This is a genomic window from Amycolatopsis sp. WQ 127309, from assembly GCF_023023025.1.
Taxonomy (GTDB): domain Bacteria; phylum Actinomycetota; class Actinomycetes; order Mycobacteriales; family Pseudonocardiaceae; genus Amycolatopsis.
In genome coordinates this window covers 10,353,897-10,379,334 of sequence record NZ_CP095481.1, presented here as the reverse complement: position 1 = coordinate 10,379,334, position 25,438 = coordinate 10,353,897, and the positions used below count along the sequence as shown (strand labels likewise).

Sequence of the window (25,438 nt, the reverse complement as noted above, 5' to 3'; positions counted from 1 at the left end):
GAGGTGATGTGATGGACCAGCCGGCGGTACCCGGGAGCGTGCGGTTGCCGTGCCTGTACTGCGGCGAGCGCTACGGGCCCGACGACGTCGCACGGCACACCGAGCCGGTGCGCTGCGGGCGCTGCATCACGTGCGTCGACAAGCCCGCGTGCTTCGACTGCCGCCTGATGTACTGCGTCTGCGACGTGCACCGGTACCGCGGCTGACGAGCGCCGGTCAGATCTCCAGCGCCCGGCGCACGGTCGGGGCGTTCCGCCGGGAGACCGGCACCATGGTCTGGGCGTCGTCGTCCATGACCAGGAACAGCTCGCCCTTGTGCCGGCGCTCGACCTCCCGGATCCGGCTGAGGTTCACCACGTACTGGCGGTGCACCCGGAGGAACCCGGAACCGGTCAGCTCGGCTTCGAGCCGGTCGAGGCCCGGCGAGGCGGAGCGCAGCAGTCCCTGGTCGGTGGACAGCCAGACGTCGTTGCCGTCCGACTGGGCGAAGGAGACTTCGGGCAGCCACAGCAGGACCATGCGGTTCTCGCGGGTCGCGACCATCCGGTGCGGCTGCACGTGCGGCGGCACGTCCTCCTTCGCCCGGGGCAACGGATCCCCTTCGGCCACACCGAACGAAACGACGTTGCCGACCAGGTGCCCGGACAGGAAGACCGGCTGGAAGCTGATCGACGTCGGTTCGCTGGCCAGCCGGGTGGAGATCTGCGTCGAACCGGCCCAGTCGGGATTGCGCACCGCCTGCGCGGCGGCGTGCTTGGCGGCCCGGATGAACTCCGGCAGCTCCGGTTTCCACCGCACCGCGGGATCGGGCGCCGGGGTGGAGCCCGGGATGCCGAGGAGCACGCCCGCCGTGTCGTCGGCGAGCACGACCCGGCCCGCGGCGTCCACGGCCGCGAGCGCCGCGCTCGAGCCCGACCTGACGTGGCCGAAGGCGGCCATCAGCTCGGCGCCGTCGTCCCTGGCGCGCCGGCGCAGGATGCGCTGGGTCATCGTGGCGGCGTTGCCGAGCCAGGCTCCCACCGTGCCGGGGAGGTCGCCGCGCCAGCACGAGATGTTGAGCACCGCGACCGGTTCCCGGGTCACCACGTCCCGGACCGCCACCCCGGCGCAGGTCCAGTCGTGGAACGCCCGGCACCAGTGCTCGGCGCCGCGGATCAGCACCGGGGCGTAGGACATGAGCGCGGTACCCATGCCGTTCGTCCCGGTGGCGCCCTCGGACCAGCAGAACCACCGGGCCAGGTTGGCTTCGGCGGCGACGTCCTGCGTGGCCTGGTCACCCCATTGGGCCAGCACCCGGCCGGTGCCGTCGGTGATGGTCACGATGCCGCCGAGGGTGCCGACCTCGTGGGCCAGCGAAGCGGCGCGGAAGCCGAGCTCGGCGAACACGACGTCGTGCTCCAGCGCGTGGCCGACCTCCGCGACGGCCGCCGGGGCTTCGGTCAGGCCCGGGTCGACCCGGTACTGGTCCCGGCACCGGTGCCAGGAGATCGCTATCTCGGGCCGCACCCCGCTGAGGTCGTCCCCGCCCCGCGCGAACCGCTCCCACGCCTGGAACACCGACGCGCCACCACGGCCGCGGGAGCTCGGGTCGAGCTGGCGTACCTGTGCCATGGGGAGACCGCCTTTGGTCTGTCGGGCCCGGGCGCGGCGATTGGCCTTCGTAGCAAGCTAAACCGGGCATCGGAGCGAGGGCAAGCCGCGCGTGATGACTGCGGGCGAACGTCCCACGAACGGTGGTGCGGCGATGACGGGCGGCGGCCATTCACCCACCGGCGGTCGGGACGGTGTTCGGCCACCAGCCGGGCATATGCTCGGAGCCTGCCCGGAATTCTTCGCCAGCCCACCCGTCCGTCCGGGTAGTTCTACAGCGAAGCGGCCGAACGGCGTGGACAAGTCGTGAGATCCTTCGCCCGGCGACAAGGAGGTCGCGATGACCGGGACAGTGCCGCCACTGGTGATCGCACCGAGCCGGCCCGGGTCCGCCGGCTCCCTGATGGCCACCTCGTCGGCGAAGGAAGTGGCCCGGGCGTGGGAGGACTTCGCCGGGGGCGAAAACATCGAAACGGGCGTTCGGCCCGAGATTCTCGCCTCGTGGTACCGGTGCCGGGATCGCTACGACGTGGACCGCGCGCTGGACGTCGCGCCGGAGGCCCGGGGCGAAGAGGGCCGGCGGAGCGACACCGGCGTGATCTTCACCGCGCTCGGCGGCCTCGGCGCGCTGGCCGGCCGGGAAGTGGAGCGCGACGGCGCCGTCGTCACCGTGACGGACGGGGACGGGCGCGTCCTCGGCGCCTGGGGCGACCCCACCGCGCAGCGGCGCGCCGAACTGCACAACCTCGCGCCGTGGTCGTCGTGGTCGGAGGAGTGCACCGGCACGAACGGGATGGGGACGTCGCTCGAGGTGTCCGGTCCGGTGACCGTGACGGGGCCGGAACACTGGTGCGAAGCGTTCCACCAGTGGGCGTGCGCGGGCACTTCCATCCGCGACGTGGTGACCGGTGCGCCGGTCGCGTCGATCAACATCTCGCGGTGGAACGCGGCGCTGTCCGAGCGCGTGCCGCCGTGGCTGACGCAAGCGGCCGCGTTCGTGGAACAGGAGATCTACCGGCGCGCCATCTACGAAGCCGACAAGGTCGTCGCCGAGTTCACCAGGAAGTGCGCGCACGCCGGTGGTTCGTTCCTGGCGGTGGATCGCGGGGGAAACGTGCTCGCCGCGAACGAATCGGCCGTCGCGATGCTCGGGCTGACCGGCGAAGCCCGCATCGTCACGGGGGTGACCGAACCGGCGCGGCGGTGGACCCCGGACATCACGGGACTGCCGGAAGTGCTGCGGTGGGCGAAGGACCGGGCGCGGGGAAGCGCCGAGTGGAGCGGCCACGCCCGGCTGCCGGTTCGTCCCGGTGAAGAGCCCACGCCGGTGACCGTGCGATCCGTCGTCGACGCGAACCACGTGGTGGGCATGCTGTGCGCGTTCGGGGTGGCTGAGGGGGAGGCCTACGAGGGAGGCGCCGACGACGTCGTCGGACCGCTGCCCCGGTGCGTCATCGGGATGCGCAACGACCGGCTGGTCCTGCTGGCCCCGTCGGAGATCCGCTACGCCGAGGCCCAGCGGAACATCGTCTGGCTGGTCACGGAACGGGGCCGGATCCAGGCCGCGACCCGCGGCCTGGACAACGTCGAGCGGTCCCTGACGTCCTACGGATTCCGCCGGGCGCACCGCCGTTTCCTGGTGAACCTGCGCCGGGTGGCGGAAGTGGAGCGGGGCATCAAGGGAGAGCTGTTCCTGATCATGGACTCCCGGACCCACGAGCTGGTCCCCGTTTCCCGGCGCCACGCCCCGGACCTGCGGCGCATGCTGGGAGTGTGACCAGCGGGAAAGCGCTTCCAGTACCCCGAGACGACGAGGTGCCGTCCCCATGGCCGCCAGAAGATGGTTCCAGCGGGAGCACGACGCGGATGCCCCAGAGCTGCCCGGCCTCCGGCGCCTGACCGTACGCGAGTGGCTGCGCGGACGCCTGACGGACCACGGGCGGGCGAAAGCCGCCTGCAACGCACTGTGCGAGCACGACGAGAAGTCGGCGCCGTGCTGGATCTGTTCCGTGCGGTACTGGTGAACTGCCGGCGCGGTGGATGAGTAAACCGGCCGAAAACGGGAAAACCCAAGCATGACTCACGACTTCGAGAAGCGCGATCGGGTCCGGAGCGAGAAGACCGGGCGCACCGCCGTCCGCCGGCCGGACGCTGTCCACCCGGCCTGACCACGCGACATCGTCGAGAGAGCGGAGCGGACATGAGTGCCGAAGACAACCAGATCGTCACCGATATCGCGAAGAAGGTCGGTACGGCGATGATCACCACCCACCAGGCCGACGGCAAGCTGGTGAGCAGGCCGATGACCGGTCAGCGGGTGGAGTTCGACGGGTCGGCGTGGTTCTTCGTCGCGAGAAGCGCCGACATGGTGGCCGAGGTCGCCCGCGACAGCCGGGTCAACGTCGGTTACGCCGGCTCCGGTTCGTGGCTGTCGCTCAGCGGTGCCGCGTCCGTGGTGGACGACGTCGCCCGGAAGAAGGCTTTGTGGAACGAGTTCGTCGAGGCGTGGTTCCCGGGTGGTCCGGAGGACGCGGACGTCGTGCTGCTCAAGGTGGACGCGCAGTCGGCGGAGTACTGGACGACCCCCGGCGGCAAGCCGCGGGCGTTGTTCGAGATGGCCAAGGCGCGGGTCACCGGGTCGGCTCCTGACCCCGGCACCAACGAAACCGTCGATCTGTAGGGTTCAAGCGAGGAAGCCGTGACCTGCCCTGACGGGCCGGTCACGGCTTGAGTTCCTCGGTGGTCAGGGGTGCAGGACGACCTTCGTCCAGCCGTCCTCGCGCTTGTCGAAGTGCTCGTACCCTTCGGCGGCCTGGTCGAGGCTCAGTTCGTGCGACACCAGGAACCCCGGCGTGGCGATGCCTTCGGTGATCAGATCCCGCAGCTGCGCGTTGTACTGCTTGGTGTTGCACTGGCCGGTGCCCATCGACTGGCCCTTGAAGAAGAACGTGCCGTAGTCGAACGCCAGCTTGCCCTGCTTGGCGAGTTCGCCTTCGGCGCCCGGGTCCTGCGGCACGTAGACGCCGACGACGCCGATGCCACCGGTCGGTTTCACCGCGGCGACCAGCTCGTTGAGGACGATCTCCGGCTGCTCGACGCCGTCGGCGCCGTGGGCCTGGTAGCCGACCGCGTCGACCCCGCGGTCGGCGCCGCCGCCGGTGAGGTCGGTGAGCTGCTCGACGGCGTCGCCGGTGGACCGGTCGATCGGGATCGCGCCGAGCTGCTCGGCGAGCTTGAGCCGGTCGGGCTGCTGGTCGACGACGAAGACGCGGGACGCGCCCTTGATCTTGGCGGCGTGCGCGGCCATGAGACCGACGGGCCCGGCGCCGTAGACGACGATGGTCTCGCCGGGCTGCATCTTGGCGAGTTCGACGCCGTGCCAGCCGGTCGGGAAGATGTCCGAGAGCATCGTGTAGTCGAGTTCGTGCTCGGTGCCTTCGGGCAGCACGAGCGCGTTGAAGTCGGCCCACGGCACGCGCAGGTATTCGGCCTGGCCGCCGTTGTAGGGGCCCATGCTGGCGTAGCCGTACGCGGCGCCCGCGGAACCGGGGTTCGCGCGCAGGCAGAAGCCGGTCAGGCCCTTGAAGCAGTTGCCGCAGGTCCCGCACGCGATGTTGAACGGCAGCGAGACGCGGTCGCCGACCGCGATCCGCTCGACGGCATCGCCGACGGACTCGACGACGCCCATGTTCTCGTGGCCGAGGACCTTGCCTTCTTCGACGTCGGTGCGGCCTTCGTACATGTGCAGGTCCGAGCCGCAGATGTTGGTCGTGGTGATCCGGACGATCGCGTCCTTGGGGTCCTCGATCCGCGCGTCCGCGACGTCCTTGACGGTGACGTCGTACGGTCCTTGGTACACCAATGCCCTCATGGGAGGCCCTCTTTCCCGATCTTGGTCGTACCCCTCGGATTCCCGGGGCGCCCGATCGGAAACCTCGCGGGGCGTCAGGAAGCCGGGTACGGCGCCGCGCTGAGCAGGCGGACCAGGTGGACGGCGTGTCGATTCCGGAGCTGCGGCAAGCCTTGACCTGCTCAGGACCGAGTATCGAGCCGGGAACCTGGCCGCAGTCAGCTCGTTGCCGGGTGGTCGAGATTAGAACAGATGATCGACATCACGATGTCCTATATGGACGCCTCGCCGACCCCTCTGCGGTGCGGCACAACGAAGTTCGCGGTCGCCGGGTTTGGAGATTCGGCCGTTCTGGTAATACTCTGTGTGACGTCGGCCAGTACGGGCCTGACGAGTTCCACTTTGGAGGACTGGAATGACGAACAAGGCCCAGCTGATCGAGGCTCTGTCGGAGCGCTTGGGTGACGACAAGAAGGTGGCTGCGCAGGCCGTCGACGGTCTGGTGGACATCATCATCCGGACGGTCAACAAGGGCGAGAAGGTGAACATCACCGGCTTCGGTGTGTTCGAGAAGCGCGCCCGTGCGGCCCGCACCGCTCGCAACCCGCGCACCGGTCAGGCCGTGAAGGTCAAGAAGACCAACGTGCCCGCCTTCCGCGCCGGCACCACCTTCAAGGACGTCATCTCCGGCACGAAGAAGCTGGCCAAGGTCGCGCCGGTGAAGCGCGCCACGGCGGCGTCCACGACGACTCGTGCGTCCGTGGCGAAGGCGTCGGCCCCGGCGAAGGCCACCAGCACGCGGGCCACCACGCCCCGCGCGGCCGCGGCCAAGCCGGCCACCGCCCGCGCGACGGCCACCCGCACGCGCGCCACCACGGCGAAGCCGGCCGCCAAGGCCACCGCGACCAAGGCGGCGACCGCCACCAAGGCCGCCCCGAAGACCGCGGCCGCCAAGGCCGCCCCGGCCAAGGCCACCGCCGCCAAGGCCACCACCACCCGGGCAAAGGCGGCGGCCAAGCCGGCCGCCACCAAGACCGCGGCGGCGAAGAAGCCCGCCGCAGCCAAGGCCCCGGCCAAGCGCACGTCGGCCGCCAAGAAGTAGGTTCGCTCACTCGAAAGCCGGAAGGGCCCCGCACACCTCGTGCGGGGCCCTTCCGCATGTCCGGGATCTCGAGTCCGAGCCAGCAGCTGCGACGGCGCCAGCACTGCGGCCTCGGCGTAGCCCGGATCGAGCAACCTGGTCCGGAGAGCGACGAAGTTCTCATCGGGCCGACGCCTGCTCAGGTTTCTCAGGACGTTGAGCGCGACCCGGGCGTTGTGGTGCTGTGCCCATCGTTCGCCGTGGCCTTGAAGCACCAGGAGGATCCGCTCGGATACCTGCAAGCACCGGGCTGGAGGTCGATCCCGGCCGAGAATGCGAGGACCAGCAGGGCGGCGAACGTCGCGAGGAGCCGGTCCCGACGTCGGCCCACGGCGGGGCGGTTTCGCAGATGGCTTCGGCGGAGGTGCCGGCGTCGAGGTAGGCGCGTGCCGTGGCGTGGGCCGGTCCCCGGAGCTGATCGTTTTCCAGTGTCAGGCGTTGGATCTGGGCGCAGGCGAGGTCCAGTTGGCGGCGTAGGTCGTGGTTCTGCGTTCGCAGCACGGCGTTGGCGTGCGCGAGGTCGCGGGCTCCTGTTGGCCAGGCCGAGGCGTTGGGCGAGGGCGAGCACGCTGACCTGGTTGCCGTCGCGGGCCATGGCGGAGAGGGCAGCCTGGACGTCGTCAGGGGATGGCAGGACGGTGTGGCGGGTCATGATGCTTGTCGCACCTCACATGATCAAGGAGCAGATGGTGCTCCTGGTGGATCTAGCATCGGAATGGCCCGGCCCGGGAAAGACCGGGTTCGAGCCTGAAAGGATGCGGCGTGGGTTCGACGAACACGGTGGCGGAGTTCCAGCACTTCCACGAAGAAGGACGTGCGCCGGAACAAGGCATGCGGTACGCGTGCCGGATACCGGTGGCGGGGAACACTGTCGGCTGGCAGGCCTGTGTCGGTGCGGGCGGCTCGAGGTTCCGGGTGGACAAAGAGCTCGTGACGTCGCGCACGTCTTTTCTCGAGACCTTCGCCGGCGCGAAGGGTGAGCAAAGCTGGCAGTTCGGCGGGGAGGACAGCGTCACTCCCGCACCCGTGTTCTACCTGCTGGCGCCCGTGGGCGGGGACGTCCGCATCCGGCACGCGGGTGCGGAGACCGTGCTGTCGGCGGGGCAGTTCACGATCGCCACCTCCGCCGCGCGGCTCGTGGTGGAGTACGGCGAGGGCGCCCGGGTGATCATGGCGTTCGCCGCGGAAACCACCGTGCCTCGCCGCAGCGCGCTCACCGCCGCGCTCGGCGTCGCACAGCCGGTGGACGAGACCGGTGGGCTGCTGCTCAAGCACGTCGATGCGACGTTGCGGGTCGCGAGGCTGCTCAAGCCCGAATCGCTGGGAGCCGCGGCGGACGCCGCGGGCGAGTTGATGACGGCCACGCTGGCCGGTCTTCCGCACGGCGGGACGACCGCGGACGACCGGCTGCGGAGCCGGATCGAGACCTACGTCGAACTCCGGTTGCGCGATCCCCACCTCGGCGTGGAGCAGATCGCCGCCGCGCACCACGTCTCCCGGAGAACGGTCTACCGGCTGTTCGAGAAGATCGGGGAGGGGGTGGCTTCCTACATCCGCGGCCGCCGCCTCGACCGGTGCCGTGCCGATGTCATCGAGCGTCCCGACCTCTCGGTCGCCGCCATCTGCGAACGCTGGGGAGCCGGAGAGCCGAGACACTTCGCCCGGACGTACCGGGCCCGCTTCGGCGAGAGCCCGGGGGACACCAGGCGCCGGCTTGGCACGGAGGGGTGATCCGAGACGGCACGGATCGTGGTCGCCGGAGGCCGGTCCGCGAGGTCACGCTGGACTCCTGATCAAGAACGAGGAGACCACATGCCAGGCAAGCTCGCCGGGAAGATTGCGCTCATCACCGGAGGATCGACCGGGATGGCCCTGTCCACGGCGGAGAAGTTCATCGCCGAAGGCGCGGTCGTCTACATCACCGGGCGACGTCCCGAAGTGCTCGACGAAGCCGTCGAGCGGCTCGGACCGCGCGCCCGCGGCGTCGTCGCCGACGGCGCGAGCCTGGACGACATCAACCGCCTCTTCGATCGGATCGGAGCCGAAGAGGGGCGGCTCGACGTGCTGTTCGCCAGCGCCGCGGCCGGCACGCTTGTCGAGCCGCTCACCGAGGTGACGCTGGAAAGCTACGACCGGATCTTCGGTATCAACGTCCGGGGCACGGTGTTCACCGCGCAGAAGGCCGTGGAGCTGATGACCGGCGGCGGGTCGATCATCCTGAACGGGTCAGCCGCCGCGGTGAAGGCGATGCCCGGGTCGTCGCTGTACTCGGCCAGCAAGAACGCGCTGGCGGCCCTCGCGCGCGTCTGGAGCGCCGAGCTGGCGGATCGGCGGATCCGGGTGAACGTCCTGCACCCTGGTCCGATCGACACCGCCGCACTCCAGACGATCACCCCGGAGCACCGCGACCACCTGGTGGCGCTCACCACCATCGGCCGCCTCGGCCGGCCCGACGAGATCGCCACGGCTGTGCTCTTCCTCGCCTGCGCGGATTCCAGCTTCGTCAGTGGCACCGAGCTCTTCGCCGGTGGTGGCATGGGCCAGAGCTGAGTATCCCTTGCCCACTTGCTGCTGACCCTGCTCTCGCAGGCCGCGGATGGGGCTCGGAGGCGGGTGCTCGCTCGGAGGCGATTCGCTCGACCTCCGACCGCGGCACACCCAGGGTGTCTTCGGCCCCGGTGGCCGCAACAGTTGCTCACGTGTGCGCGTGGCCGAAGCCCGGAAACTTGCCGTGCCGCCACACCGTGGTCAGCCGGACCCGGGCGATCTTCCAGCCGTCGGCGGTGCGGCGGAGGTCGTGGTCGTACCAGCCGCCGACCATCCAGTCGCCGGCTTCGTCGTCGGGTTCGACGACGTGCATCGCCTGGACGTAGGAGTTGGTGCGCGCCGAGTCGCCGGTGATGTCGATGCGGTGGTTGCTGCTCATGTGGTGGGTGCCGTGGATGGCCATCAGGCCCTTGGGACCCCCGTCGGCCTGCAGCACCGTCTTGTTCTTGTGGTTGCCCGGTAGCTCCAGCACGCCGTCCTCGGTGAACAGGTCGAGCCAGTCCTGCCAGTGCTTCGTGTCGAGGTTCTGGGCGAAACGGTGGAGCACGTCGCTGATGAGCGTCCGGTCGTAGAGCCATTCGAGCTTGCCGGTGGTGTCCATGGAGTCCTCTTCCCGGATCGACGTCAGTCGGCGAAGGGCAGGTCGCTGCGACCGCGCACGGGCAGCAGGACGTGCGATGGGTGGGTGGCGCCGAGGTGCACGGTGTCGCTGCCGACCTGGGTCGGCAGGAAGGCGTGGTGGAACTGGTCGTCGGTGAACTTGGTGTCCATGCAGGCGATTTCCACGCGGATGCGCGAGCCGGCGGAGAAGTGGTGCCCGCAGCCGACGAGCGCGATCCGCAGCTCGGCCGGCTCCCCGGGCGGCAGCGGTTCGGCCTTCGTGTGCAGGTGCCGTGGCTCGCCCGGCACGCTCGCCACCTCGTCGAGCGCGCGGTGGGCCGCTCGGAGCCAGCCCTTGCTGACGATCCGCGACGGGGGCTGGATCCCGGCTGATCGCCGCGCGTCGTCCTGGGGCAGCTGTTCGCAGAGCCGCACGACGACTTGCGTGTCCTCCCTGGTCGAGGACAGGTGCGTGACGACCTCGACCGGCCCGGCGACGTCGACGCCCTCGGCCAGGGGCGCCGAGGTGAACGTGATGGTCTCGCGCACGGTGTCGGGCCCGGCGGGCGTCATGACAACGGGGCCGAGCAGCCAGTTCTCCTTCGGGTAGTCGTAGGAGGTGCTCGAGTCGGCGCCCGGCTCGGGCACGAGGCTCCCGTCGTTGACCGATGTGACGGAACCGCTCGTGCGGCCGTCGAAGTACAACGGCGTGTAGGTGGCGTCGCCGGGCGGCCACTGCTCGGCCGCGACGGTTTCCCTGCTGCCGGCCAGGGTGTACTCGACGGTCGGGCGCTGGGTGTACTCGGTGTCGAGACCTTTGAGGTAGTGGTCGTAGAACGGCAGCAGCACCTCCCGGTGGAACTCCACCGTCGCGAACAGCCGCAGCGCCTCCGCACCGCTGGCCAGGTCCAGCACCTTGAGCTTCTTCGGACCGCCCAGCAGCTGGAAGGCGCGCAGGTTGCCGCCCAGGTGCAGTTCGCGCTTGGCCCAGTTGCCGATGGAGTAGACCGGGATGTCGACGTCGGCGAAGGCGGACTCGAAGTCCCGCTCGGCCCAGAACTCGTCCCGTTCGGGATGTTCGAGGAGCAAGGCGTCGAGGTCGACGTCGAGGCCGCGGGGCGCGGAGCCGTTGGCCGGGTGCTTGTTGGCCACGCGCACGGAAGCGTTCCACCACCACCACATGAAGGTCGACATCACCCCGCCGGGGTAGGCCCAGCCCAGGTACGGGTCGTAGTGACCGTCGTAGGGTGCGGCGCAGGTCAGGTGCGGGGGCCGCTCGGAGATCATCATCCACTGCGCCATGCAGTAGTAGGACATGCCGATCGACCCGACCTTGCCGGTCGACCACTCCCGGCCGGCCACCCACTCGATGGCCTCGGCCAGGTCGCGGCGCTCGCGACGGTCGAGGAAGCCGTACTGTCCTTCCGACTTGCCGGTGCCGCGGACGTCGACGTGGACGTAGGCGTAGCCCTGCTCGACGTAGAACTCGATCGGGCCGGTCTCGAGCCAGAAGAAGACCATGCTCGGTGGGAGGTCGTCGTTGTCGTAGCGGTACGGCGACGCGGCGAAGAGCGCCGGGAACGGGCCGGGGCCTGCCGGCCGGTACACCCTGGCGCCGAGGGCGACGCCGTCGCTCATCGCGATCTGGATCTCTTCCCGAATCACGGGAGCTCCTCTCGTCGGTGTTCTCCTCACCACCGTCGTCCGGTCCGGTCATCGCGTCCAGCGATGATCGACAATCCTGCTATCGCGTAGCGCGATAGTATGGGATCGTGGAGCTACACCAGCTGGAGTACTTCGTGGCCGTCGCCGAGGAGGGCGGCTTCACCGCGGGCGCGCGCCGGGCGGGCGTGGTCCAGTCCGCCGCGTCCACCGCGGTACGCCGGCTCGAGGCCGAATTCGGCCTGGACCTGTTCACCCGGGCCGGACGACGGGTCGAGCTGACCGAGCCCGGACGCACGCTGCTCGCCGACGCGCGCGAGATCATCGCCGCGACCCGGTTCGCCCGCGAGCACCTGCAGCAGCGCGGAGAGGGGCTCACCGGCACCGTCACCATCGGGACCCTGCTCGCGACCGGCTCCCTCGACCTGGCCGCGGCCCTGCGCACGTTCCACGCGCAGCACCCCGCGGTCTACGTGCGGCTGCGGCACCGCCCCGGCCATTCGGAGACCCACCTCGCCGCGGTCGCCGAAGGCGCGGTGGACCTCGCTGTGGTGCTGGTCCCGGGCCGCGTGCCCGACGGGGTGCGCATCGACCCGGTGGCCGCGATCACCCCGGCGCTCGTGGCGTCGCCACACCACGACCTGGCCGGGCGCGCGGAGGTGCGGCTGGCCGACCTGGCCGGCAAGACCTTCATCGACTTCCCGGCCGGCTGGGGAAACCGGGACGCCACCGACGCGCTGTTCCGCACGGCGGGCGTGCACCGCACGGTGTCGATCGAGGCCACCGACATCGCGTCGACGCTCGAACTGGTGGCCGGGGGACTCGGGCTGGCCTTCGTGCCCGAGTCCGCGGCCGGCCACCACGGCGGCGTCGTCCGGATCCGCCTCGCCGCGGCGCCCCCGACGGTGCCGCTCGGTATCGCGAGCACGAGCCGCCGCCGGCTGTCCCCGGCCACCGACGCCTTGCGCCGCGCCTTGCTCGTCACCGCCTGACGCCACCGCGCTCACGACCAGGTGGACGTCGCCGCGACCGCGTCGAGCGGAATTCCGCGTACAGCTACCCCCACGTCCGCCACGCGAATCGAAACGGCTCCTGGAGTCCGAAGTGGACACCGGCGATCACTTCCCGCAGGCCTGTGGTCGCTTGGGCTGGTCCTCGATGCGGGGAGGATCGACGGCGACGACGATAGCTGCGGCGACTCATGACGGGAACATGACGATGCGGCTCCTGAGTGCGGCGACGTTGTCGCCTGATCAGATTGTCGCTGTATTGAGTCAAATTTCACGTGGCCCGTGACACCGTGCAACGGTGCGCGGACCTGGTGGTTGAAGGCAACGTCGGCTGAATCGCTCCGGCCGCGCACAACCTCGCGGCCGGTTCTGCAGCCTGCTCTCCGACCCTAGTCGGGTGGCGTCGAACCTGCGTTGGCCGCCATCGCGTCGGCGATCTGCTCCCACAACGGTGCCGGCAGGTCGTGACCCATTCCGGGGAAGGTGAGCAGGCGGGAACCGGGGACGGCGGCAGCGGTGGCCTCGCCCCCGCTGAGGGTGATCAGCGGATCGTCTTCGCCGTGGATGACCAGGAACGGTGTGCGGACCTTTCGCAGGCCGTCGGTGCGGTCCGGTGAGCTCAGGATCGCGGCCAGCTGACGGCTGAAACCTCGGGGTGAGTAAGACCGGTCGTACGCAGCGGCGGCCAGTTTCCACCGGACGTCGTCGTCGACCGGGTAGGCCGGGGAGCCGATGGCCCGGCTGATCCCGACGGAGCGAGCGATCGCCTCCTCCCGGGTCGCGCCCGGCGGCGTGAGAAGCGCGGTGGTCGCCTCGGCGGTCGGGGCGCCCACGTGCGGGTTGCCGGTGGTCGACATGATGGTGCAGGCCGAGGCGACGAGTGCGGGGTAGCGGATCGCGAGCGCTTGCGTGATCATGCCGCCCATCGACATGCCGGCCACGTGCGTCCGGGCGATTCCCAGGTGTGTCAGCAGGCTTGCGGTGTCGTCGGCGAGGTGATCGATCCGGTAGGGCGCGGAGGTGGAGTCGCCGCTGAGGACGGCGCCGAGGTCGGGTGGACCGTCGAGCTTGGCCGAGAGGCCGCTGTCGCGGTTGTCGAAGCGGATGACGAAGAAGCCGTGGCCGCGCAAGAGGTCCACGAGTCCCTCCGGCCACGCGGTGAGCTGGAGGCCGAGACCCGTGATGAGCAGGAAGGCGGGATCGGCGGGATCACCGTCGGTGACGTAGTGGATGTCGTTCCCGTCGACAGGTGCTGTGGGCATCGATCAGTTCCCTTCGGCCTGCGGTGTGATGAGGTACTTGGCGCCGGTCGCCTTCCTCGAATAGGCGTCGATCGCTTCCGGGGTGAGCGCCTGCGCGAGGGTCAGTTCACCGGTGTAGCCGCTGGCGAAGGTCGTCGTGAGTTCCGCCGCGACGCGGCCGAACATCCGCGTGCGCTCGTCGTCCCCGACGCCGGCGAGGAAGGACAGGAGCAGCCAGCCGCCGATACTCCAGGCGAAGCCGAAGTTCCTGGCGAGCACCGTCGGGCTCGGGTCGAGGCCGCCGTAGACGTACACCTGCTTGTGGACGCTCGACCCGTATCCGGCGAACGGCGCGGCCGCGCCGGCCACCGTCTCCATCGCCGTGAGGATCCGACCGGCCAGTTCACCGCCCGCCGTGGCGTCGAACGCCAACGTCGCGGAAGCCTCGGCAAGCGCGGCGACGAGGTCCTCGGTGAACGTGGGCGCCGAGGAGTCGCAGACGAACTCGGCGCCGATCGAGCGCAGCAGTTTCTCCTGCTCCGGCCGGCGGACGACGGAGACGAGAGGCACGTCGTCGGCGCGACAGAGTTTCACCAGCATCTGCCCCAGGTTGGAAGCGGCCGCGGTGTTGACGAGACCGGTGTGGCCTTCGCGGCGCAGGGTGGCCACCATGCCGAGAGCGGTGAGCGGATTGACGAACGAGGATGCGCCCTGCTTCGCCGACACCCCCTCGGGCAGCGGCAGACAGCCTGCCGCGTCGGTGATCCGGTACTGCGCGTACAGCCCTGCGCCGGCCAGCGCCACGGTGCGTCCCAGCAGCGCCTGCGCCGCGGTGTCGACCCCGGCGGCCACCACCGTCCCGGCGCCCTCGCTGCCCGCAGGCAGCGAGATGCCGACGCGCGCTGCCAGCCGTCGCAACGTCCCGCCGGCCAGGGGCGCGGTGACGATCGGCCGGTCTCCGGAGCCGGAGTAGCGCGCTCCGGCCAGGTTCGGGCCTGCGAAAAGCAGCATGAGGTCCGAGGGGTTGAGGGGTGCCGCGTCCACCCGGACCAGCACCTGGTTTCCGATGGGGACGGGGACCGGGGTTTCGGCGATCGAGAGCTCGATCGTGCCGTCCGCGGTGACGCGGCTGCGCAGCTCGAGCGACGTGGCGGGAAGCGTGGCCGGCATCAAACCTCCTTCGCGTCCGTGTCGGGGCGGAAGTCGAGCCCGTCGAACCGTGCGCTGTCGCGCCACTTCTCGATGTAGCGGAAGTACTCCGCCGAGCCGGCCGGGTACCGGGACTGGTTGAGCCGTTCCCGGCGCTGGAGCGGGCGCCCCTCGTTGTTGTAGTAGCCGGGAGTGCAGTCGGGGTCGTAGATCAGCGACATGGTGGGGTCGAGCAGCTGGTCGATCCACGCCGCTTGCGCGGTCGCGGTCGTCTCGACCTCCCTCGCGCCGGTGGCGTGCGCGTGGGCGATGACCGCGGCGGTGGTGGTCCCCGCCTCGACCAGGTTGTGGGTGACGTTCGAGATCAGGTTGGCCGCCTGTCCCGTCTGGACGACGAACATGTTCGGGAAGCCGTGCACGTGGATGCCGTGCAGCGACACCATGCCCTCGGACCAGGCCTGGGACAGCGCGACCCCGCCGCGGCCGACCGGGTCGAATCCCGCCCGGCGCTCGTAAGAGGTGCCGAACTCGAATCCCGACGCCAGGATCAGGCAGTCGAGCGGGTAGTGCTTGCCGCCTGCCCACGCGCCGGTGGCGTCGATCCGCTCCACGCCCTGGCCGTCGGTGTCGATCAGCTGGACACCCGGTCGGTTGTAGGCGTCGAGGTACTCGTCGTGGAAGCACGGGCGTTTGCACAGCTGCCGGTACCACGGCTTGAGGGCTTCGGCCGCTGCCGGATCCGCGACCATGGCGTCGATCCGGGCGCGGATCTCGTCCATCTTCTCGTCGTCGGCGTCCTCGTAGGCTTGGCGGAAGGTCTCCGGCGTGGGTGTGCCGCCGCCTGCGACGATCCGGTCGCGGATCCGGATGGCGATGTCGGTCCAGCCGTCTTTGACGAGGTCTTCCCCGGCGAACCCGCCACCCTGCAGCGTGGCGAAGTTCATCAGCCACTCGCGTTGCCACCCTGGCTTGAGCGAGGCGAACCAGTCAGGGTCGATCGGGTGGTTGCCGCGCACGTCCACAGAGGACGGCGTGCGCTGGAACACCGAAAGCGAACCGGCGTCCCGGGCCAGCCGCGGGATGCACTGGACCGCGGTCGCCCCCGTGCCGATGATCCCGACCCGCTTGTCGGCCAGCCCGGTCAGCGGTGCGCCGTCCGGGTCTCCGCCGGTGTAGCCGTAGTCCCAGCGGCTGGTGTGGAAGCACTGGCCCGCGAAGGTCTCGATACCCGGGATACCGGGGAGCTTCGGCCGGTGCAGCGGGCCGGTGCCCAGTGTCACGAACCGGGCCCGCAGCTCGTCGCCCCGGTCGGTGCGGACCAGCCACCGGCTGCGTACCTCGTCCCAGATCAGCTCCTGCACCACGGTGGCGCACAGGGCGCCGTCGTTCAGGCCGAACGTGTCGGCGATGCGGCGGGCGTGGGCGAGGATCTCCGGCGCCTGCACGTATTTGGCGGACGGGACGTGCCCGGTCTCCTCCAGCAGCGGGAGGTACACCATGGCCGCGGTGTCGCACATCGCCCCGGGGTAACGGTTCCAGTACCAGACACCGCCGAGGCCGCCGCCGCCCTCGACGATGCGGATGTCGGTGACGCCGGCCTCGACCAGGCGGGCACCGGTCACCAGGCCGGCGAACCCGCCACCGATGATCACGACCTCGACGTCGTCGACGATCGGGTCCCGCTCGGTCCGGCTCGTGTGGGGATCGGCGGTGAAGTGCGCGAACCGGCCCACCGGTTCGAGGTACTGATCGGTTCCGTCCGACCGGACCCGCTTGTCCCGCTCGCTGCGGTAGCGCGCCCGCAGATCTGCTCGTTCCATGTCAGTGCTTCTTCACGAGGTTCTTGGCCACGAGGGTCTCGGCAGCGGCGACGATCGCCTCCTCGGGTGAACGCGGTACCCAGCCGAGCACCTCGCGGGCCTTCGTGTTGGACGTCTTGCGCGCATAGCCGAGGTCGGGTGCGATGTGCCGCATCTCCCCGGACAACCGCGCCCCCGCCCGCACGACGAAGTCCGGGATGTTCCGCGTGGGGACCTTCTTGGCGGCGGCGCCGAGGCGCTGCCTGATCAGGGCACCGATGTCCCTCATCGGGATCGCCGGGCCGGTGGAGAGGATGAACCGCTGGCCCGCGGCAGCGGGCGTCGTCATCGCGAGGACGTGGGCCGAAGCGACGTCACGCACATCGACGACCGGGAAGTAGAGGTCCGGGAAGCCGGGCATGTCGCCGTTGAGGATCCGCTGGATGAGCTGGTTGGAGCCGGAGACGTCGTGGCCCATGACCGGCCCCATGACGGCGACGGGAAGCGTCGTGGCGAGCTCCAGCGAACCGCCTTCGGTCTTGACGAACTCCCAGGCGGCCTGCTCGGCGATGGTCTTGCTGGCGCCGTAGGCGTCGACGTCGTGAGCACCGACGACAGTCCAGTCGTCCTCGGTGAAGACGTGGTCGTCGTGCGGGTGGCCCCAGCCGACCGCGTGGAACGCCGAGGTCAGGACGACTCGCCGCACGCCGGCGTCCCGGGCGGCGCGCAGCACGCGCAGAGTGCCCTCGCGAGCGGGCGCGATCAGCTCCTCCGGGTCGTCGACGTGTCCGGGCTGCACGGGAGAGGCGACGTGCAGGACGTAGTCCACTTCGGACACCGCGTCCGCCCAGCCGGCGTCGTCGGTCAGGTCGGCGGCCACGAAGCTGAGGGCGTCGCCGTTGACCATCCCCGCTTCGGTCAGCACGGACCGCACGGCTGCTTCGCGGTGCAGTGAGCGGACGGTGGTGCGCACGAGGTAGCCCTGCTCGAGCAGGTGAAGGATGCAGTGGCCGGCGATGAACCCGGAGCCACCGGTGACGAGAACTCGTTCTTGGATCATGCTCCCAGAGTTGCGCGCCGTTCGGGTGCCTGCCAGTTCCCGTCGTTCCTGGGGACAGCAGGACCAGCCACCCGTGACACTCCGCAGCTACCGTGGTGGGGGTGAGCGATGATCGGAATCTGCTGGGCGACTTCTTGCGCGCACGCCGTGAGCTGATTTCACCCGACCAGGTGGGTATCCCCGTCCACGGCCTGCGGCGCGTGCGCGGTCTGCGCCGGGAGGAAGTCGCGATGCTGGCCGGGATCAGTGCCGACTATTACCTCCGTCTCGAACAGGGGCGTGACCGTCGGCCGTCGGTTCAAGTTCTCGAGTCGATCGCCAGGGCTCTGCGGTTGGACGCGGAGTCGGCCGCGTACCTGGCAGGGCTCGCCGGAGACGGACGCAAGCGTCGTCGGCGGGCGGCCAAGGAGACGGTCCCGGCCGGGATCCGGAAGCTCGTGGCGACCCTGCCGCTGCCGGCTTTCGTCGAGGGCCGCTACCTCGACGTCCTGGCGGCCAACGCTCTGGCGACGGCGATCTCGCCGCGGCTCGCGGTGGGCGGCAACCGGCTGCGGGACGTGTTCCTGGATCCGGCGGAGCAGGCTCTCATCCCGGACTGGGAAGTGGTCACCAGGGGGCTGATCGCGGGGTTCCGCCAGTCGGTCGGCGCCGATGTCGGCGACCAGCGTTCCATCGATCTCGTCGGTGAGCTCACGCTGGCGAGCCCGCGCTTCGTGGCCTTGTGGGCACGTCACGACGTCGGCCCTATGCAGGGCGGCCTGATGCGGTTCGACCACCCCCAAGTGGGGGAGATCGTCGTGAACCGGGAGAAGCTCGCCATCCCGGGCACCGAGGGCATGATGCTTGTGGTGTACCACGCCGACGCCGGCACCGAGAACGCGGAGAAGCTCGCTCTCCTCGCCTCGGCCTCGCTGTCGCCGGTAGCTCCGAAGGACCGCGAAACCCGGTCACCCAGAACATGATCCGGCGCCGGGCCCAGCTGGCCGAGCGCCCGTTCGACGAGGTGTCCGCGAACGACGTCCCAGGGCGCGACGTCCGGTGCGGGCTGCACCCGTTCAGGTGCACGGGCAGACGTCACCACTTTGTGCCGCCGCTCATCGAGGACAAGAGCAAGGGGCACCACCGCCGAGCGCTTCTGGTTGCGGTCCGCCCTCGGGGCGCGGAACAACTCAGTTGGTGTAGAGGTCGCCCTCCTCCGGGCCGCGTCGTCGCGACGGAGAATGTGGCACCCGTTCGAGAAGGTTCAGTTCGGACGAAGCATTACATCGAGGCGGCGTACGAGGTGCGTGATGGTTTCATCAGCGGAGCCATCGGCGGCGGTCTGGGCGCTCTGGGCGGCGGGGCAGCTGGCAAGATTGTGAAGAAGTTCATCAGTCGCTGACGAGGCTGGCTCCCGCTGGCTCCCGCAAACGTAGGGGCCAGCAGGGCTGACTCTTGAGGAAGGGCTAACGTGGCAAAAGGTTCCGAAATAGCCAGGAAGTAAAAAAATGTTCTGGGCATTCCCTGCTTCTCCTCTTGGTAGCGGCTGCGACGATGTTCTTCGTAATCAGGACGCCGACCAATTGGTTGCTGGTCATAGTCTTTTCGGGACTCGGACTCGTCATCATCGGTTCGCTGCTTCGCGTCGCGCTCCACGCCGGTAACCGAAGTCGCATAACCTCGCGACTCGGCCTGCCTGAACGCGGGTATAAGTCACCATTCCGCTGCTTCAACGGGTGCTGTACGAGCTTGTGTGGGCGAGTCACGTTTGGAGCCGGATGGGCCGTGCGGCCAGACCGTCACCCAGATCGCCTCGTGGGCTTACTACGACTCGTTGGGGACCGACTCCATCGCCGACCTGCTCAACCAGGACCTGGCCAAGTTCCCGCCCCCGACGCCACCCGAGAAGGAACGAGCCCGTGGAAGCTGGTGCAGCTCCAGCGTCAACGACATCCTGCGGAACCCCAAGTACACCGGCTATCAGGTCTACAACCGGCGGGCCACGCGATCACGCCGAGCCGGCTCACGAGCCACTCGTCCCGAAGTGGATGTACGACGAGCTCATGGATCGTCGGAAGGCCAAGCGACGGTCCCGGGCCGACAGCGGACCGAACTCGCACCCCCAGACGCGCCGGACGTACACCTTCCGCGGGATGATCTTCTGCCCATGCAGTCGCCGCATGGTCGGTGACCCATGTCACGGTCGTGCGTACTACCTGTGCCGGCCGAGCAACAACAACCGCGGCAGGCCCGACAAGTGGCCGGGTCTTCGGGCCGGACCGGAAGGGGATCATCGAGGCGCAACTGGCAGGCGTCGATGATCACGAGACAACGAAGCCGAGGCGCAGCGGCAAAGACTCAGGCAAGCCATGGACGACTTAGCGAAGAAGCAGCGCCGAGTTGGCGGCGAAGCTGTCCGGTGTGGACGAGGCGGCCAGTGCAGGTCCGCGGCTGCCGACCGCAGACGATCTGTCGCTGCTGGATGGACTGCCGTACCTCGCCGTCAACCTGGCCAAGGCGCCCGAAGCGCTGCTCAGGACACTCTTCGAGGTGCTTCAGCTCCGCGTCCAGGTCCACGACGGGGGAGAGCATGCGGCACTGACGGTTACCTTGCCCGCCGACCAGGTCAGCGAGGTCGCGGGCACAGCAGAGAGGATCAGCGATCAGATGAACCCGCAAGCAACGCCAGGCCAGAGTGCCGGAGCGGCTTGTGGGGTTCTGGAACGTGCCCCCGGTGAGATTCGAACTCACACTGGACGGGTTTTGAATCCGTTGCCTCTGCCAGTTGGGCTACGGGGGCTTGGCATGGTGACTCTACGGGATCACCGCACGCGGGGCGTGGTCGGGGGCGGGGTGTCGCGCCCGCCACTACGTGGTGAACGCCATCTCTTCGACTGGATCGTTCCCGGTAGGCTTCAGGCTTCGCGGAACGCCGCGAAATCGAACGTTCCGCCGAGTCTTCAGGAGGACCCCGGTGACCGATCAGGCTACCGAGGCCAACGGTGCCGCCACCGTGCCGCAGCGTCGGGTGCTCGTTGCGGAGGACGAGGCGCTCATCCGGCTGGACCTCGTCGAAATGCTGCGTGAAGAGGGTTACGAGGTCGTCGGTGAGGCAGGGGATGGCGAACAGGCCATCGCGCTGGCCACCGATCTCAAGCCCGACCTCGTGATCCTCGACGTCAAGATGCCCAAGCTCGACGGCATCGAGGCCGCGTCGAAGATCACCGGCGATCGGATCGCGCCCGTGGTGATCCTGACCGCCTTCAGCCAGCGTGACCTCGTCGAACGGGCGCGGGACGCGGGCACCATGGCCTACCTCGTCAAGCCGTTCGCGAAGCGTGACCTCGTGCCGGCCATCGAGCTCGCCGTCAGCCGGTTCTCCGAGCTGCAGGCCCTCGAAGCGGAGGTCGCCGGCCTCACCGACCGGCTCGAGACGCGGAAGGTCATCGACCGCGCCAAGGGCCTGCTGATGAGCCGGCAGGGCTTGACCGAGCCGGATGCCTTCCGGTGGATCCAGCGCACCGCGATGGACCGCCGGACCACGATGAAGGCCGTCGCCGAGGCGGTCGTGGAGAGCATCGGGACCTAGAAACGACGGCGGCCGGCAGGCAGAATCACGTGAGTGAAACTCCGCCTGCCGGCCTTCGTCGTCCTGGGACTGGTGCTGGGACTGACGGCGGGCTGCACCGCCGCCGAACCGAGCGCCCCCGCGCCGACGACCTACGAGCTGCCGCCGCGTCAGGTGCGGCCGGACGAGACCGCGCTCAAGGTGCCGCCCGCGAAGAACGGCGACACCGAGTTCGACCTGATCGGCTTCGCCGCGGGGCTGCCCAGCATCACCGGCAGCCACACCGAAATGCCCGCCAAGGGCCAGTACGTGCGGCTGCGGCTCGTCGTGACCAACACCGGCACCTCGAGCGTCCTGTTCGACACGATGCGCCAGCTGCTCGTCGACGACCAGGGCGCCACCCACCCGCCGGACGAGCAGGCCATGCTGATCAAGCGTCAGCCCGCCCAGTTCGACCTCGGGCACAGCGTGCGCGTCGAGTTCGACCTCTACTGGGACATCCCGAAGGACCGGAAGCCGATGAGCGTCAGGGCCTTCGGCGGCCCCACCATCACCGACATGAAGAACGTCAACGGCACCGACATCAAGCTGTGAGAAAAGGGGCCCGGCACGAAGCCGGGCCCCCCAAAAAACACTCTCAGACGCCGAGGTCGCCACCGAGGTAGGCAGCCCGCACCTTCGGGTCGTTCAGCAGGTCGGCCCCGCGGGCGCTCTGGACCACACGGCCCGTCTCGAGCACGTACGCGCGGTCCGACAGCTTCAGCGCCTGCTGGGCGTTCTGCTCGACCAGCAGCACCGTGGTGCCGCGCTTGTTGATCTCGCGGATGATGTCGAAGATCTGCGCGATCAGCATCGGCGCCAGGCCCATCGACGGCTCGTCGAGCAGCAGCACCTTGGGCTTCGTCATCAGCGCGCGGCCGATGGCGATCATCTGCTGCTCGCCGCCCGACATCGTGCCGCCGAACTGCGTCTTGCGCTCGTTGAGCCGGGGGAACAGCTCGTAGACCTCGTCGAGGTCGCCCTGGAGCTCGTCCTTGCGGGTGTAGGCACCCATCAGGAGGTTCTCCTGCACCGTCATGCCGGGGAACACGCCCCGGCCTTCCGGCGACTGGCCGATCCCGAGCAGCACGCGCTTGTGCCCCGGGGTCTTCGAGATGTCCTGGCCGTTGAACACGATCCGGCCGCTGGTCAGCGGGCGGAGGCCGGAGATCGTCTTGAGCGTCGTGGTCTTGCCGGCGCCGTTGGCCCCGATGAGGGAGACGATCTCGCCCTCGTCGACCTGGATGCTCATGCCCTTGAGGGCGGCGATCTTCCCGTAGTGGACGTTGATGTCCTCGACCTCAAGAAGCATCTTCGGACACCCCCAGATACGCCTCGATCACCTTCTGGTTGTTCTGCACCTCGTGCGGCAGCCCTTCTGCGATCTTCTGGCCGAAGTCCAGCACGGCCAGCCGGTCGCTGATGTGCATGACCAGGCCCATGTCGTGCTCGATCAGCAGCACGGTGCGGCCGTCGTCGCGGATCTTGCGGATCAGCTCCTGCAGGGCGATCTTCTCCGCCGGGTTCATGCCCGCGGCCGGTTCGTCGAGCAGCAGCAGCTTCGGGTCGGTCGCGAGCGCCCGCGCGATCTCCAGCCGGCGCTGGTCGCCGTAGGAGAGGTTCTTCGCGACGTGGTGCTCGACCCGGCCGATGCCGACGAAGTCGAGCAGCTCACGCGCCCGGTCCCGGCCGTGCTTCTCTTCCTTGCGGTGCGTCGGCAGGCCGAGCACCGCGCCGATGGCGCCCGTCTTGTGGTGCGCGTCCGCGCCCACCATGACGTTCTCCAGCGCCGACATGTTGTGGAACAGCCGGATGTTCTGGAACGTCCGGGCGACGCCGCGCTTGGCGACCTTGAACCGCTTCATGCCGTCGATGCGGTCGCCGTCGAAGCGGACCTCGCCCTCGGTCGGCGAGTAGACGCCGGTGACCACGTTGAACACCGTGGTCTTGCCGGCGCCGTTCGGGCCGATGAGGGCGAAGATCTCGCCCTCGTTGATGCTGATGTTGACCTCGCGCAGGGCGGTGACGCCGCCGAACCGCATGGTCACGTTGTCGAACTCGAGCAAGGGGCTCACTTGGTCACCTCCGCCGACGCCTCGGAGTCGGGGCCGGCCACTTCGGCACCCATCGCGCCCATGCCGCCGGTTCCTTCCCGTAGTTCGGCCTTCCGCTGCCGGGACGGCAGGATGCCTTCCGGCCGCAGCGCCATCATCAGCACCAGCACGGCGCCGAAGACGAAGATGCGGTAGTCGGCGAAGTCCCGGAACCGCTCGGGCAGCCACGCGACGACGAACGCGCCGAGGATGACGCCCGGCAGGTTGCCCGCCCCGCCCAGCACGACCGCGGCCAGGATGGTCGCGGACAGGATGAACGGGAAGTTGTTCGGCTCGACGAAGACCGCCTTGCTCGCGTAGATCGTGCCGGCGAAGCCACCGATCATGGCGCCGATGGCGAAGGCGAGCAGCTTGAACTTGAACGTCGGCACGCCCATCAGCTCGGCCGCGTCCTCGTCCTCGCGGATCGCCGCCCACGCCCGCCCGACGCGGCTCTTGTTGAGCCGGATCGAGAAGACGACGACGAGCACGATCGCGAACAGCATCAGGTAGTAGTACGGCGCCGGGTCGAGGAAGAACTCCATGCCGAACAGCGGCTCCGGGTGCGGGACGTTCGTGATGCCGCGCGCGCCGCCGATGGCGTCGGTGTTGTTCGCGGTGATCCGGACGATCTCGCCGAAGCCCAGGGTGACGATAGCCAGATAGTCACCCCGTAGCCGTAGTGTCGGGGCGCCGAGGATGACGCCGGACACCGAGGCCAGGAAGATGCCGAGCACCACCGTGGGCCAGAACGACCAGCCGTACTTCGTGCCGATCGCCGCCCACGTGTAGGCGCCGATCGCGAAGAACGCGACGTACCCGAGGTCCAGCATGCCGGCGTGGCCGACCACGATGTTGAGGCCGACCGCCAGCAGGATGTACGTCCCGATCGGGAAGATCAGGACCGTCGTCCAGTCCGAGTCCGGGGACATGAACGAGCCGATCCACGGCGCGGGCAGGATCAGCGCGAACACGATCACCAGCAGGTAGACGCCGTAGCGCTGCCACTGGGGCGCGTCGGCCCACCAGTCCCGGGTGCCGTCGATCGGGTGGAACCTCCGGCGGGCCGGCGATTCGTTTCCGTCTACCACTTCGTCGCCTTTCATACGCGTGCCCGCTGCAGCGATTCACCGAGAATGCCGGTGGGCCGGAACATGAGCACGAGCACCAGGATCACGAAAGCGGTGACGTCCTTCCAGGCCGAGCCCAGGAAGATGGAGCTCCAGTTCTCGACCAGGCCCAGCACGATCCCGCCCAGCAGGGCGCCGCGCAGGTTGCCGATACCGCCGAGCACGGCGGCGGTGAACGCCTTGATGCCGAGCAGGAACCCGATGCGGTAGTCGGTGTTTTCGTATTCCATGACGAACAGGGCGGCGGCGACGCCGGCCATGGCCCCGCCGAGCAGGAAGGTGATGCGGACGATCCGGTCGATGCTCACGCCCATCAGGACGGCGGCCTCGGGGTCCTGCGCGGTGGCGCGGATACCGCGGCCGATCCGGGTGCGGCGCACCAGCTGGTCGAGCACGACCATCACGATGACCGCGCCGATGATGACGAAGACGTGGTCGGTGCGCACGACGCCGTTGCCGATGCGGAACAGTTCCTCGTGCGGGATGAACCGGGGCGCGGACTGCTGCACGCGGCCGGACTTGCCGAAGACGTCCGGGATGACGATGAGCGCGAACAGCTCCTGCAGGAACAGCGACGCGCCGATGGCCGAGATCAGGGCGGCGAGCCGGGTCGCGCCCTTCTTGCGCAGCGGCCGGTAGGCGACCTGCTCCAGCACGATCGCCGAACCGCCCGACACGAGCGCCGAGACGACGATGAGCAGGATCAGGATGCCGATCATCGAGAAGATCGTGAACGGCGCCGCCGGCGCGATCGTGATGAGGATGAACAGGGACGTCATCGTCCCGATCATGAAGATTTCGGAGTGCGCGAAGTTGATCAGCCGCAGCACGCCGTAGACCATCGTGTAGCCCAGGGCGATGAGCGCGTAGATGGAGCCGGCTACCAGGCCGCCGATGGTGCTGCCCAGAAACTGGCTCTGCAGATCTTGGAACATGACGTAGTTGCCTTACCTGACGGGGCGAGGATGGTCGCCACATTG

Annotated in this window: 24 protein-coding genes and 1 tRNA gene; 12 read left to right on the top strand and 13 right to left on the bottom strand. The window is 69.3% G+C overall.

Features of this window, described 5'->3' with window-relative positions; translation table 11 throughout:
* Nucleotides 1–11 precede the first annotated feature (11 nt).
* Nucleotides 12–206 (top strand): recombination activating protein 1, encoded by a 195-nt coding sequence (locus tag MUY22_RS45745; protein WP_247054263.1) that lies wholly within the window; start codon nucleotides 12–14, stop codon nucleotides 204–206.
* A 10-nt stretch (nucleotides 207–216) separates the two neighbouring features.
* Here MUY22_RS45745 and MUY22_RS45740 read toward each other — a convergent pair whose 3' ends face one another.
* Entirely contained in the window at nucleotides 217–1,611 is a 1,395-nt protein-coding gene (locus MUY22_RS45740; RefSeq protein WP_247054261.1) for a DNA-binding protein, read from the bottom strand.
* Between the two features lie 319 nt (nucleotides 1,612–1,930).
* Here MUY22_RS45740 and MUY22_RS45735 point away from each other — a divergent pair, with 319 nt between their 5' ends.
* The 3 genes from MUY22_RS45735 (at nucleotide 1,931) to MUY22_RS45725 (ending at nucleotide 4,270) form a co-directional block, all read left to right on the top strand.
* A complete protein-coding gene (locus MUY22_RS45735) occupies nucleotides 1,931–3,367 on the top strand; it encodes a DNA-binding protein (protein WP_247054258.1) in 1,437 nt (478 codons plus the stop codon).
* 49 nt (nucleotides 3,368–3,416) lie between these two features.
* Complete coding sequence (locus MUY22_RS45730) at nucleotides 3,417–3,614, top strand: hypothetical protein (protein ID WP_247054256.1); 198 nt, start codon at nucleotides 3,417–3,419, stop codon at nucleotides 3,612–3,614.
* A 176-nt stretch (nucleotides 3,615–3,790) separates the two neighbouring features.
* Nucleotides 3,791–4,270, top strand: coding sequence for a pyridoxamine 5'-phosphate oxidase family protein (locus MUY22_RS45725; protein WP_247054254.1), 480 nt, complete (start codon nucleotides 3,791–3,793; stop codon nucleotides 4,268–4,270).
* Nucleotides 4,271–4,333: 63 nt separating this feature from the next.
* Here the strand turns inward: MUY22_RS45725 and MUY22_RS45720 are convergent, their stop codons facing one another.
* Nucleotides 4,334–5,461, bottom strand: coding sequence for a glutathione-independent formaldehyde dehydrogenase (locus MUY22_RS45720; protein WP_247054252.1), 1,128 nt, complete (start codon nucleotides 5,459–5,461; stop codon nucleotides 4,334–4,336).
* A 394-nt stretch (nucleotides 5,462–5,855) separates the two neighbouring features.
* Between MUY22_RS45720 and MUY22_RS45715 the strand changes: the two genes are divergently transcribed.
* From MUY22_RS45715 to MUY22_RS45705, 3 genes are all read left to right on the top strand, one after another.
* Nucleotides 5,856–6,542 carry an HU family DNA-binding protein gene (locus MUY22_RS45715; protein WP_247054250.1) on the top strand — a complete coding sequence of 229 codons (687 nt, stop codon included), beginning with the start codon at nucleotides 5,856–5,858 and terminating at the stop codon, nucleotides 6,540–6,542.
* A gap of 801 nt (nucleotides 6,543–7,343) precedes the next feature.
* The gene (locus MUY22_RS45710; RefSeq protein ID WP_247054248.1) at nucleotides 7,344–8,312 is read left to right on the top strand and encodes a helix-turn-helix domain-containing protein; all 969 of its coding nucleotides are present in this window, start codon (nucleotides 7,344–7,346) and stop codon (nucleotides 8,310–8,312) included.
* Nucleotides 8,313–8,393: 81 nt separating this feature from the next.
* Complete coding sequence (locus tag MUY22_RS45705) at nucleotides 8,394–9,131, top strand: SDR family NAD(P)-dependent oxidoreductase (RefSeq protein ID WP_247054246.1); 738 nt, start codon at nucleotides 8,394–8,396, stop codon at nucleotides 9,129–9,131.
* Between the two features lie 145 nt (nucleotides 9,132–9,276).
* Here MUY22_RS45705 and MUY22_RS45700 read toward each other — a convergent pair whose 3' ends face one another.
* Nucleotides 9,277–9,729, bottom strand: a complete 453-nt coding sequence (locus MUY22_RS45700) for a nuclear transport factor 2 family protein (RefSeq protein ID WP_247054243.1) — start codon at nucleotides 9,727–9,729, stop codon at nucleotides 9,277–9,279.
* 23 nt (nucleotides 9,730–9,752) lie between these two features.
* Entirely contained in the window at nucleotides 9,753–11,393 is a 1,641-nt protein-coding gene (locus tag MUY22_RS45695) for a CocE/NonD family hydrolase (RefSeq protein ID WP_247054241.1), read from the bottom strand.
* 107 nt (nucleotides 11,394–11,500) lie between these two features.
* Between MUY22_RS45695 and MUY22_RS45690 the strand changes: the two genes are divergently transcribed.
* The gene (locus MUY22_RS45690; protein ID WP_247054239.1) at nucleotides 11,501–12,382 is read left to right on the top strand and encodes a LysR family transcriptional regulator; all 882 of its coding nucleotides are present in this window, start codon (nucleotides 11,501–11,503) and stop codon (nucleotides 12,380–12,382) included.
* A 407-nt stretch (nucleotides 12,383–12,789) separates the two neighbouring features.
* Here the strand turns inward: MUY22_RS45690 and MUY22_RS45685 are convergent, their stop codons facing one another.
* Genes MUY22_RS45685 through MUY22_RS45670 form a run of 4 tightly spaced genes read right to left on the bottom strand, consistent with a single transcriptional unit; the run spans nucleotide 12,790 to nucleotide 17,649 of the window.
* Complete coding sequence (locus tag MUY22_RS45685) at nucleotides 12,790–13,662, bottom strand: alpha/beta fold hydrolase (RefSeq protein ID WP_247054236.1); 873 nt, start codon at nucleotides 13,660–13,662, stop codon at nucleotides 12,790–12,792.
* Nucleotides 13,663–13,665: 3 nt separating this feature from the next.
* Complete coding sequence (locus tag MUY22_RS45680) at nucleotides 13,666–14,811, bottom strand: zinc-binding dehydrogenase (protein ID WP_247054234.1); 1,146 nt, start codon at nucleotides 14,809–14,811, stop codon at nucleotides 13,666–13,668.
* Complete coding sequence (locus MUY22_RS45675) at nucleotides 14,811–16,610, bottom strand: NAD(P)/FAD-dependent oxidoreductase (RefSeq protein ID WP_247054233.1); 1,800 nt, start codon at nucleotides 16,608–16,610, stop codon at nucleotides 14,811–14,813. Before MUY22_RS45675 ends, MUY22_RS45680 begins: the two co-directional genes overlap by 1 nt.
* Nucleotide 16,611: 1 nt before the next feature.
* The gene (locus tag MUY22_RS45670) at nucleotides 16,612–17,649 is read right to left on the bottom strand and encodes an aldehyde reductase (RefSeq protein WP_247054232.1); all 1,038 of its coding nucleotides are present in this window, start codon (nucleotides 17,647–17,649) and stop codon (nucleotides 16,612–16,614) included.
* 101 nt (nucleotides 17,650–17,750) lie between these two features.
* Here MUY22_RS45670 and MUY22_RS45665 point away from each other — a divergent pair, with 101 nt between their 5' ends.
* Both MUY22_RS45665 and MUY22_RS45660 read left to right on the top strand, forming a co-directional pair.
* The gene (locus tag MUY22_RS45665) at nucleotides 17,751–18,611 is read left to right on the top strand and encodes a helix-turn-helix domain-containing protein (protein WP_247054231.1); all 861 of its coding nucleotides are present in this window, start codon (nucleotides 17,751–17,753) and stop codon (nucleotides 18,609–18,611) included.
* A gap of 770 nt (nucleotides 18,612–19,381) precedes the next feature.
* A complete protein-coding gene (locus MUY22_RS45660; protein ID WP_247054230.1) occupies nucleotides 19,382–19,819 on the top strand; it encodes a recombinase family protein in 438 nt (145 codons plus the stop codon).
* A 535-nt stretch (nucleotides 19,820–20,354) separates the two neighbouring features.
* On the opposite strand, the gene MUY22_RS45655 is transcribed toward MUY22_RS45660, so the two are convergent.
* A tRNA-Leu gene (locus tag MUY22_RS45655) sits at nucleotides 20,355–20,428 on the bottom strand.
* Between the two features lie 174 nt (nucleotides 20,429–20,602).
* Here MUY22_RS45655 and MUY22_RS45650 point away from each other — a divergent pair.
* Nucleotides 20,603–21,217: an ANTAR domain-containing response regulator gene (locus MUY22_RS45650; RefSeq protein ID WP_247054229.1), complete on the top strand. Its 615-nt coding sequence runs from the start codon at nucleotides 20,603–20,605 to the stop codon at nucleotides 21,215–21,217.
* A gap of 33 nt (nucleotides 21,218–21,250) precedes the next feature.
* Entirely contained in the window at nucleotides 21,251–21,790 is a 540-nt protein-coding gene (locus tag MUY22_RS45645) for a DUF4352 domain-containing protein (RefSeq protein WP_247054227.1), read from the top strand.
* A 43-nt stretch (nucleotides 21,791–21,833) separates the two neighbouring features.
* On the opposite strand, the gene MUY22_RS45640 is transcribed toward MUY22_RS45645, so the two are convergent.
* From MUY22_RS45640 to MUY22_RS45625, 4 genes are read right to left on the bottom strand one after another with little or no spacing between them, the layout of a single operon-like run.
* Entirely contained in the window at nucleotides 21,834–22,547 is a 714-nt protein-coding gene (locus MUY22_RS45640; protein WP_247054225.1) for an ABC transporter ATP-binding protein, read from the bottom strand.
* A complete protein-coding gene (locus MUY22_RS45635) occupies nucleotides 22,537–23,310 on the bottom strand; it encodes an ABC transporter ATP-binding protein (RefSeq protein WP_247054223.1) in 774 nt (257 codons plus the stop codon). The genes MUY22_RS45640 and MUY22_RS45635 overlap by 11 nt, the downstream gene beginning before the upstream one ends.
* Nucleotides 23,307–24,434 carry a branched-chain amino acid ABC transporter permease gene (locus MUY22_RS45630; RefSeq protein WP_371827546.1) on the bottom strand — a complete coding sequence of 376 codons (1,128 nt, stop codon included), beginning with the start codon at nucleotides 24,432–24,434 and terminating at the stop codon, nucleotides 23,307–23,309. Before MUY22_RS45630 ends, MUY22_RS45635 begins: the two co-directional genes overlap by 4 nt.
* The gene (locus MUY22_RS45625) at nucleotides 24,431–25,393 is read right to left on the bottom strand and encodes a branched-chain amino acid ABC transporter permease (RefSeq protein WP_247054220.1); all 963 of its coding nucleotides are present in this window, start codon (nucleotides 25,391–25,393) and stop codon (nucleotides 24,431–24,433) included. The genes MUY22_RS45630 and MUY22_RS45625 overlap by 4 nt, the downstream gene beginning before the upstream one ends.
* Nucleotides 25,394–25,438: the final 45 nt, after the last annotated feature.

Bases quoted from the DNA above. Each gene is read 5' to 3' on its own strand.
- MUY22_RS45745 (WP_247054263.1), top strand. From the start codon at position 12: ATGGACCAGCCGGCGGTACCCGGGAGCGTGCGGTTGCCGTGCCTGTAC.
- MUY22_RS45740 (WP_247054261.1), bottom strand. From the start codon at position 1,611: ATGGCACAGGTACGCCAGCTCGACCCGAGCTCCCGCGGCCGTGGTGGC.
- MUY22_RS45735 (WP_247054258.1), top strand. From the start codon at position 1,931: ATGACCGGGACAGTGCCGCCACTGGTGATCGCACCGAGCCGGCCCGGG.
- MUY22_RS45730 (WP_247054256.1), top strand. From the start codon at position 3,417: ATGGCCGCCAGAAGATGGTTCCAGCGGGAGCACGACGCGGATGCCCCA.
- MUY22_RS45725 (WP_247054254.1), top strand. From the start codon at position 3,791: ATGAGTGCCGAAGACAACCAGATCGTCACCGATATCGCGAAGAAGGTC.
- MUY22_RS45720 (WP_247054252.1), bottom strand. From the start codon at position 5,461: ATGAGGGCATTGGTGTACCAAGGACCGTACGACGTCACCGTCAAGGAC.
- MUY22_RS45715 (WP_247054250.1), top strand. From the start codon at position 5,856: ATGACGAACAAGGCCCAGCTGATCGAGGCTCTGTCGGAGCGCTTGGGT.
- MUY22_RS45705 (WP_247054246.1), top strand. From the start codon at position 8,394: ATGCCAGGCAAGCTCGCCGGGAAGATTGCGCTCATCACCGGAGGATCG.
- MUY22_RS45700 (WP_247054243.1), bottom strand. From the start codon at position 9,729: ATGGACACCACCGGCAAGCTCGAATGGCTCTACGACCGGACGCTCATC.
- MUY22_RS45685 (WP_247054236.1), bottom strand. From the start codon at position 13,662: ATGCCCACAGCACCTGTCGACGGGAACGACATCCACTACGTCACCGAC.
- MUY22_RS45680 (WP_247054234.1), bottom strand. From the start codon at position 14,811: ATGCCGGCCACGCTTCCCGCCACGTCGCTCGAGCTGCGCAGCCGCGTC.
- MUY22_RS45675 (WP_247054233.1), bottom strand. From the start codon at position 16,610: ATGGAACGAGCAGATCTGCGGGCGCGCTACCGCAGCGAGCGGGACAAG.
- MUY22_RS45670 (WP_247054232.1), bottom strand. From the start codon at position 17,649: ATGATCCAAGAACGAGTTCTCGTCACCGGTGGCTCCGGGTTCATCGCC.
- MUY22_RS45640 (WP_247054225.1), bottom strand. From the start codon at position 22,547: ATGCTTCTTGAGGTCGAGGACATCAACGTCCACTACGGGAAGATCGCC.
- MUY22_RS45630 (WP_371827546.1), bottom strand. From the start codon at position 24,434: ATGAAAGGCGACGAAGTGGTAGACGGAAACGAATCGCCGGCCCGCCGG.
- MUY22_RS45625 (WP_247054220.1), bottom strand. From the start codon at position 25,393: ATGTTCCAAGATCTGCAGAGCCAGTTTCTGGGCAGCACCATCGGCGGC.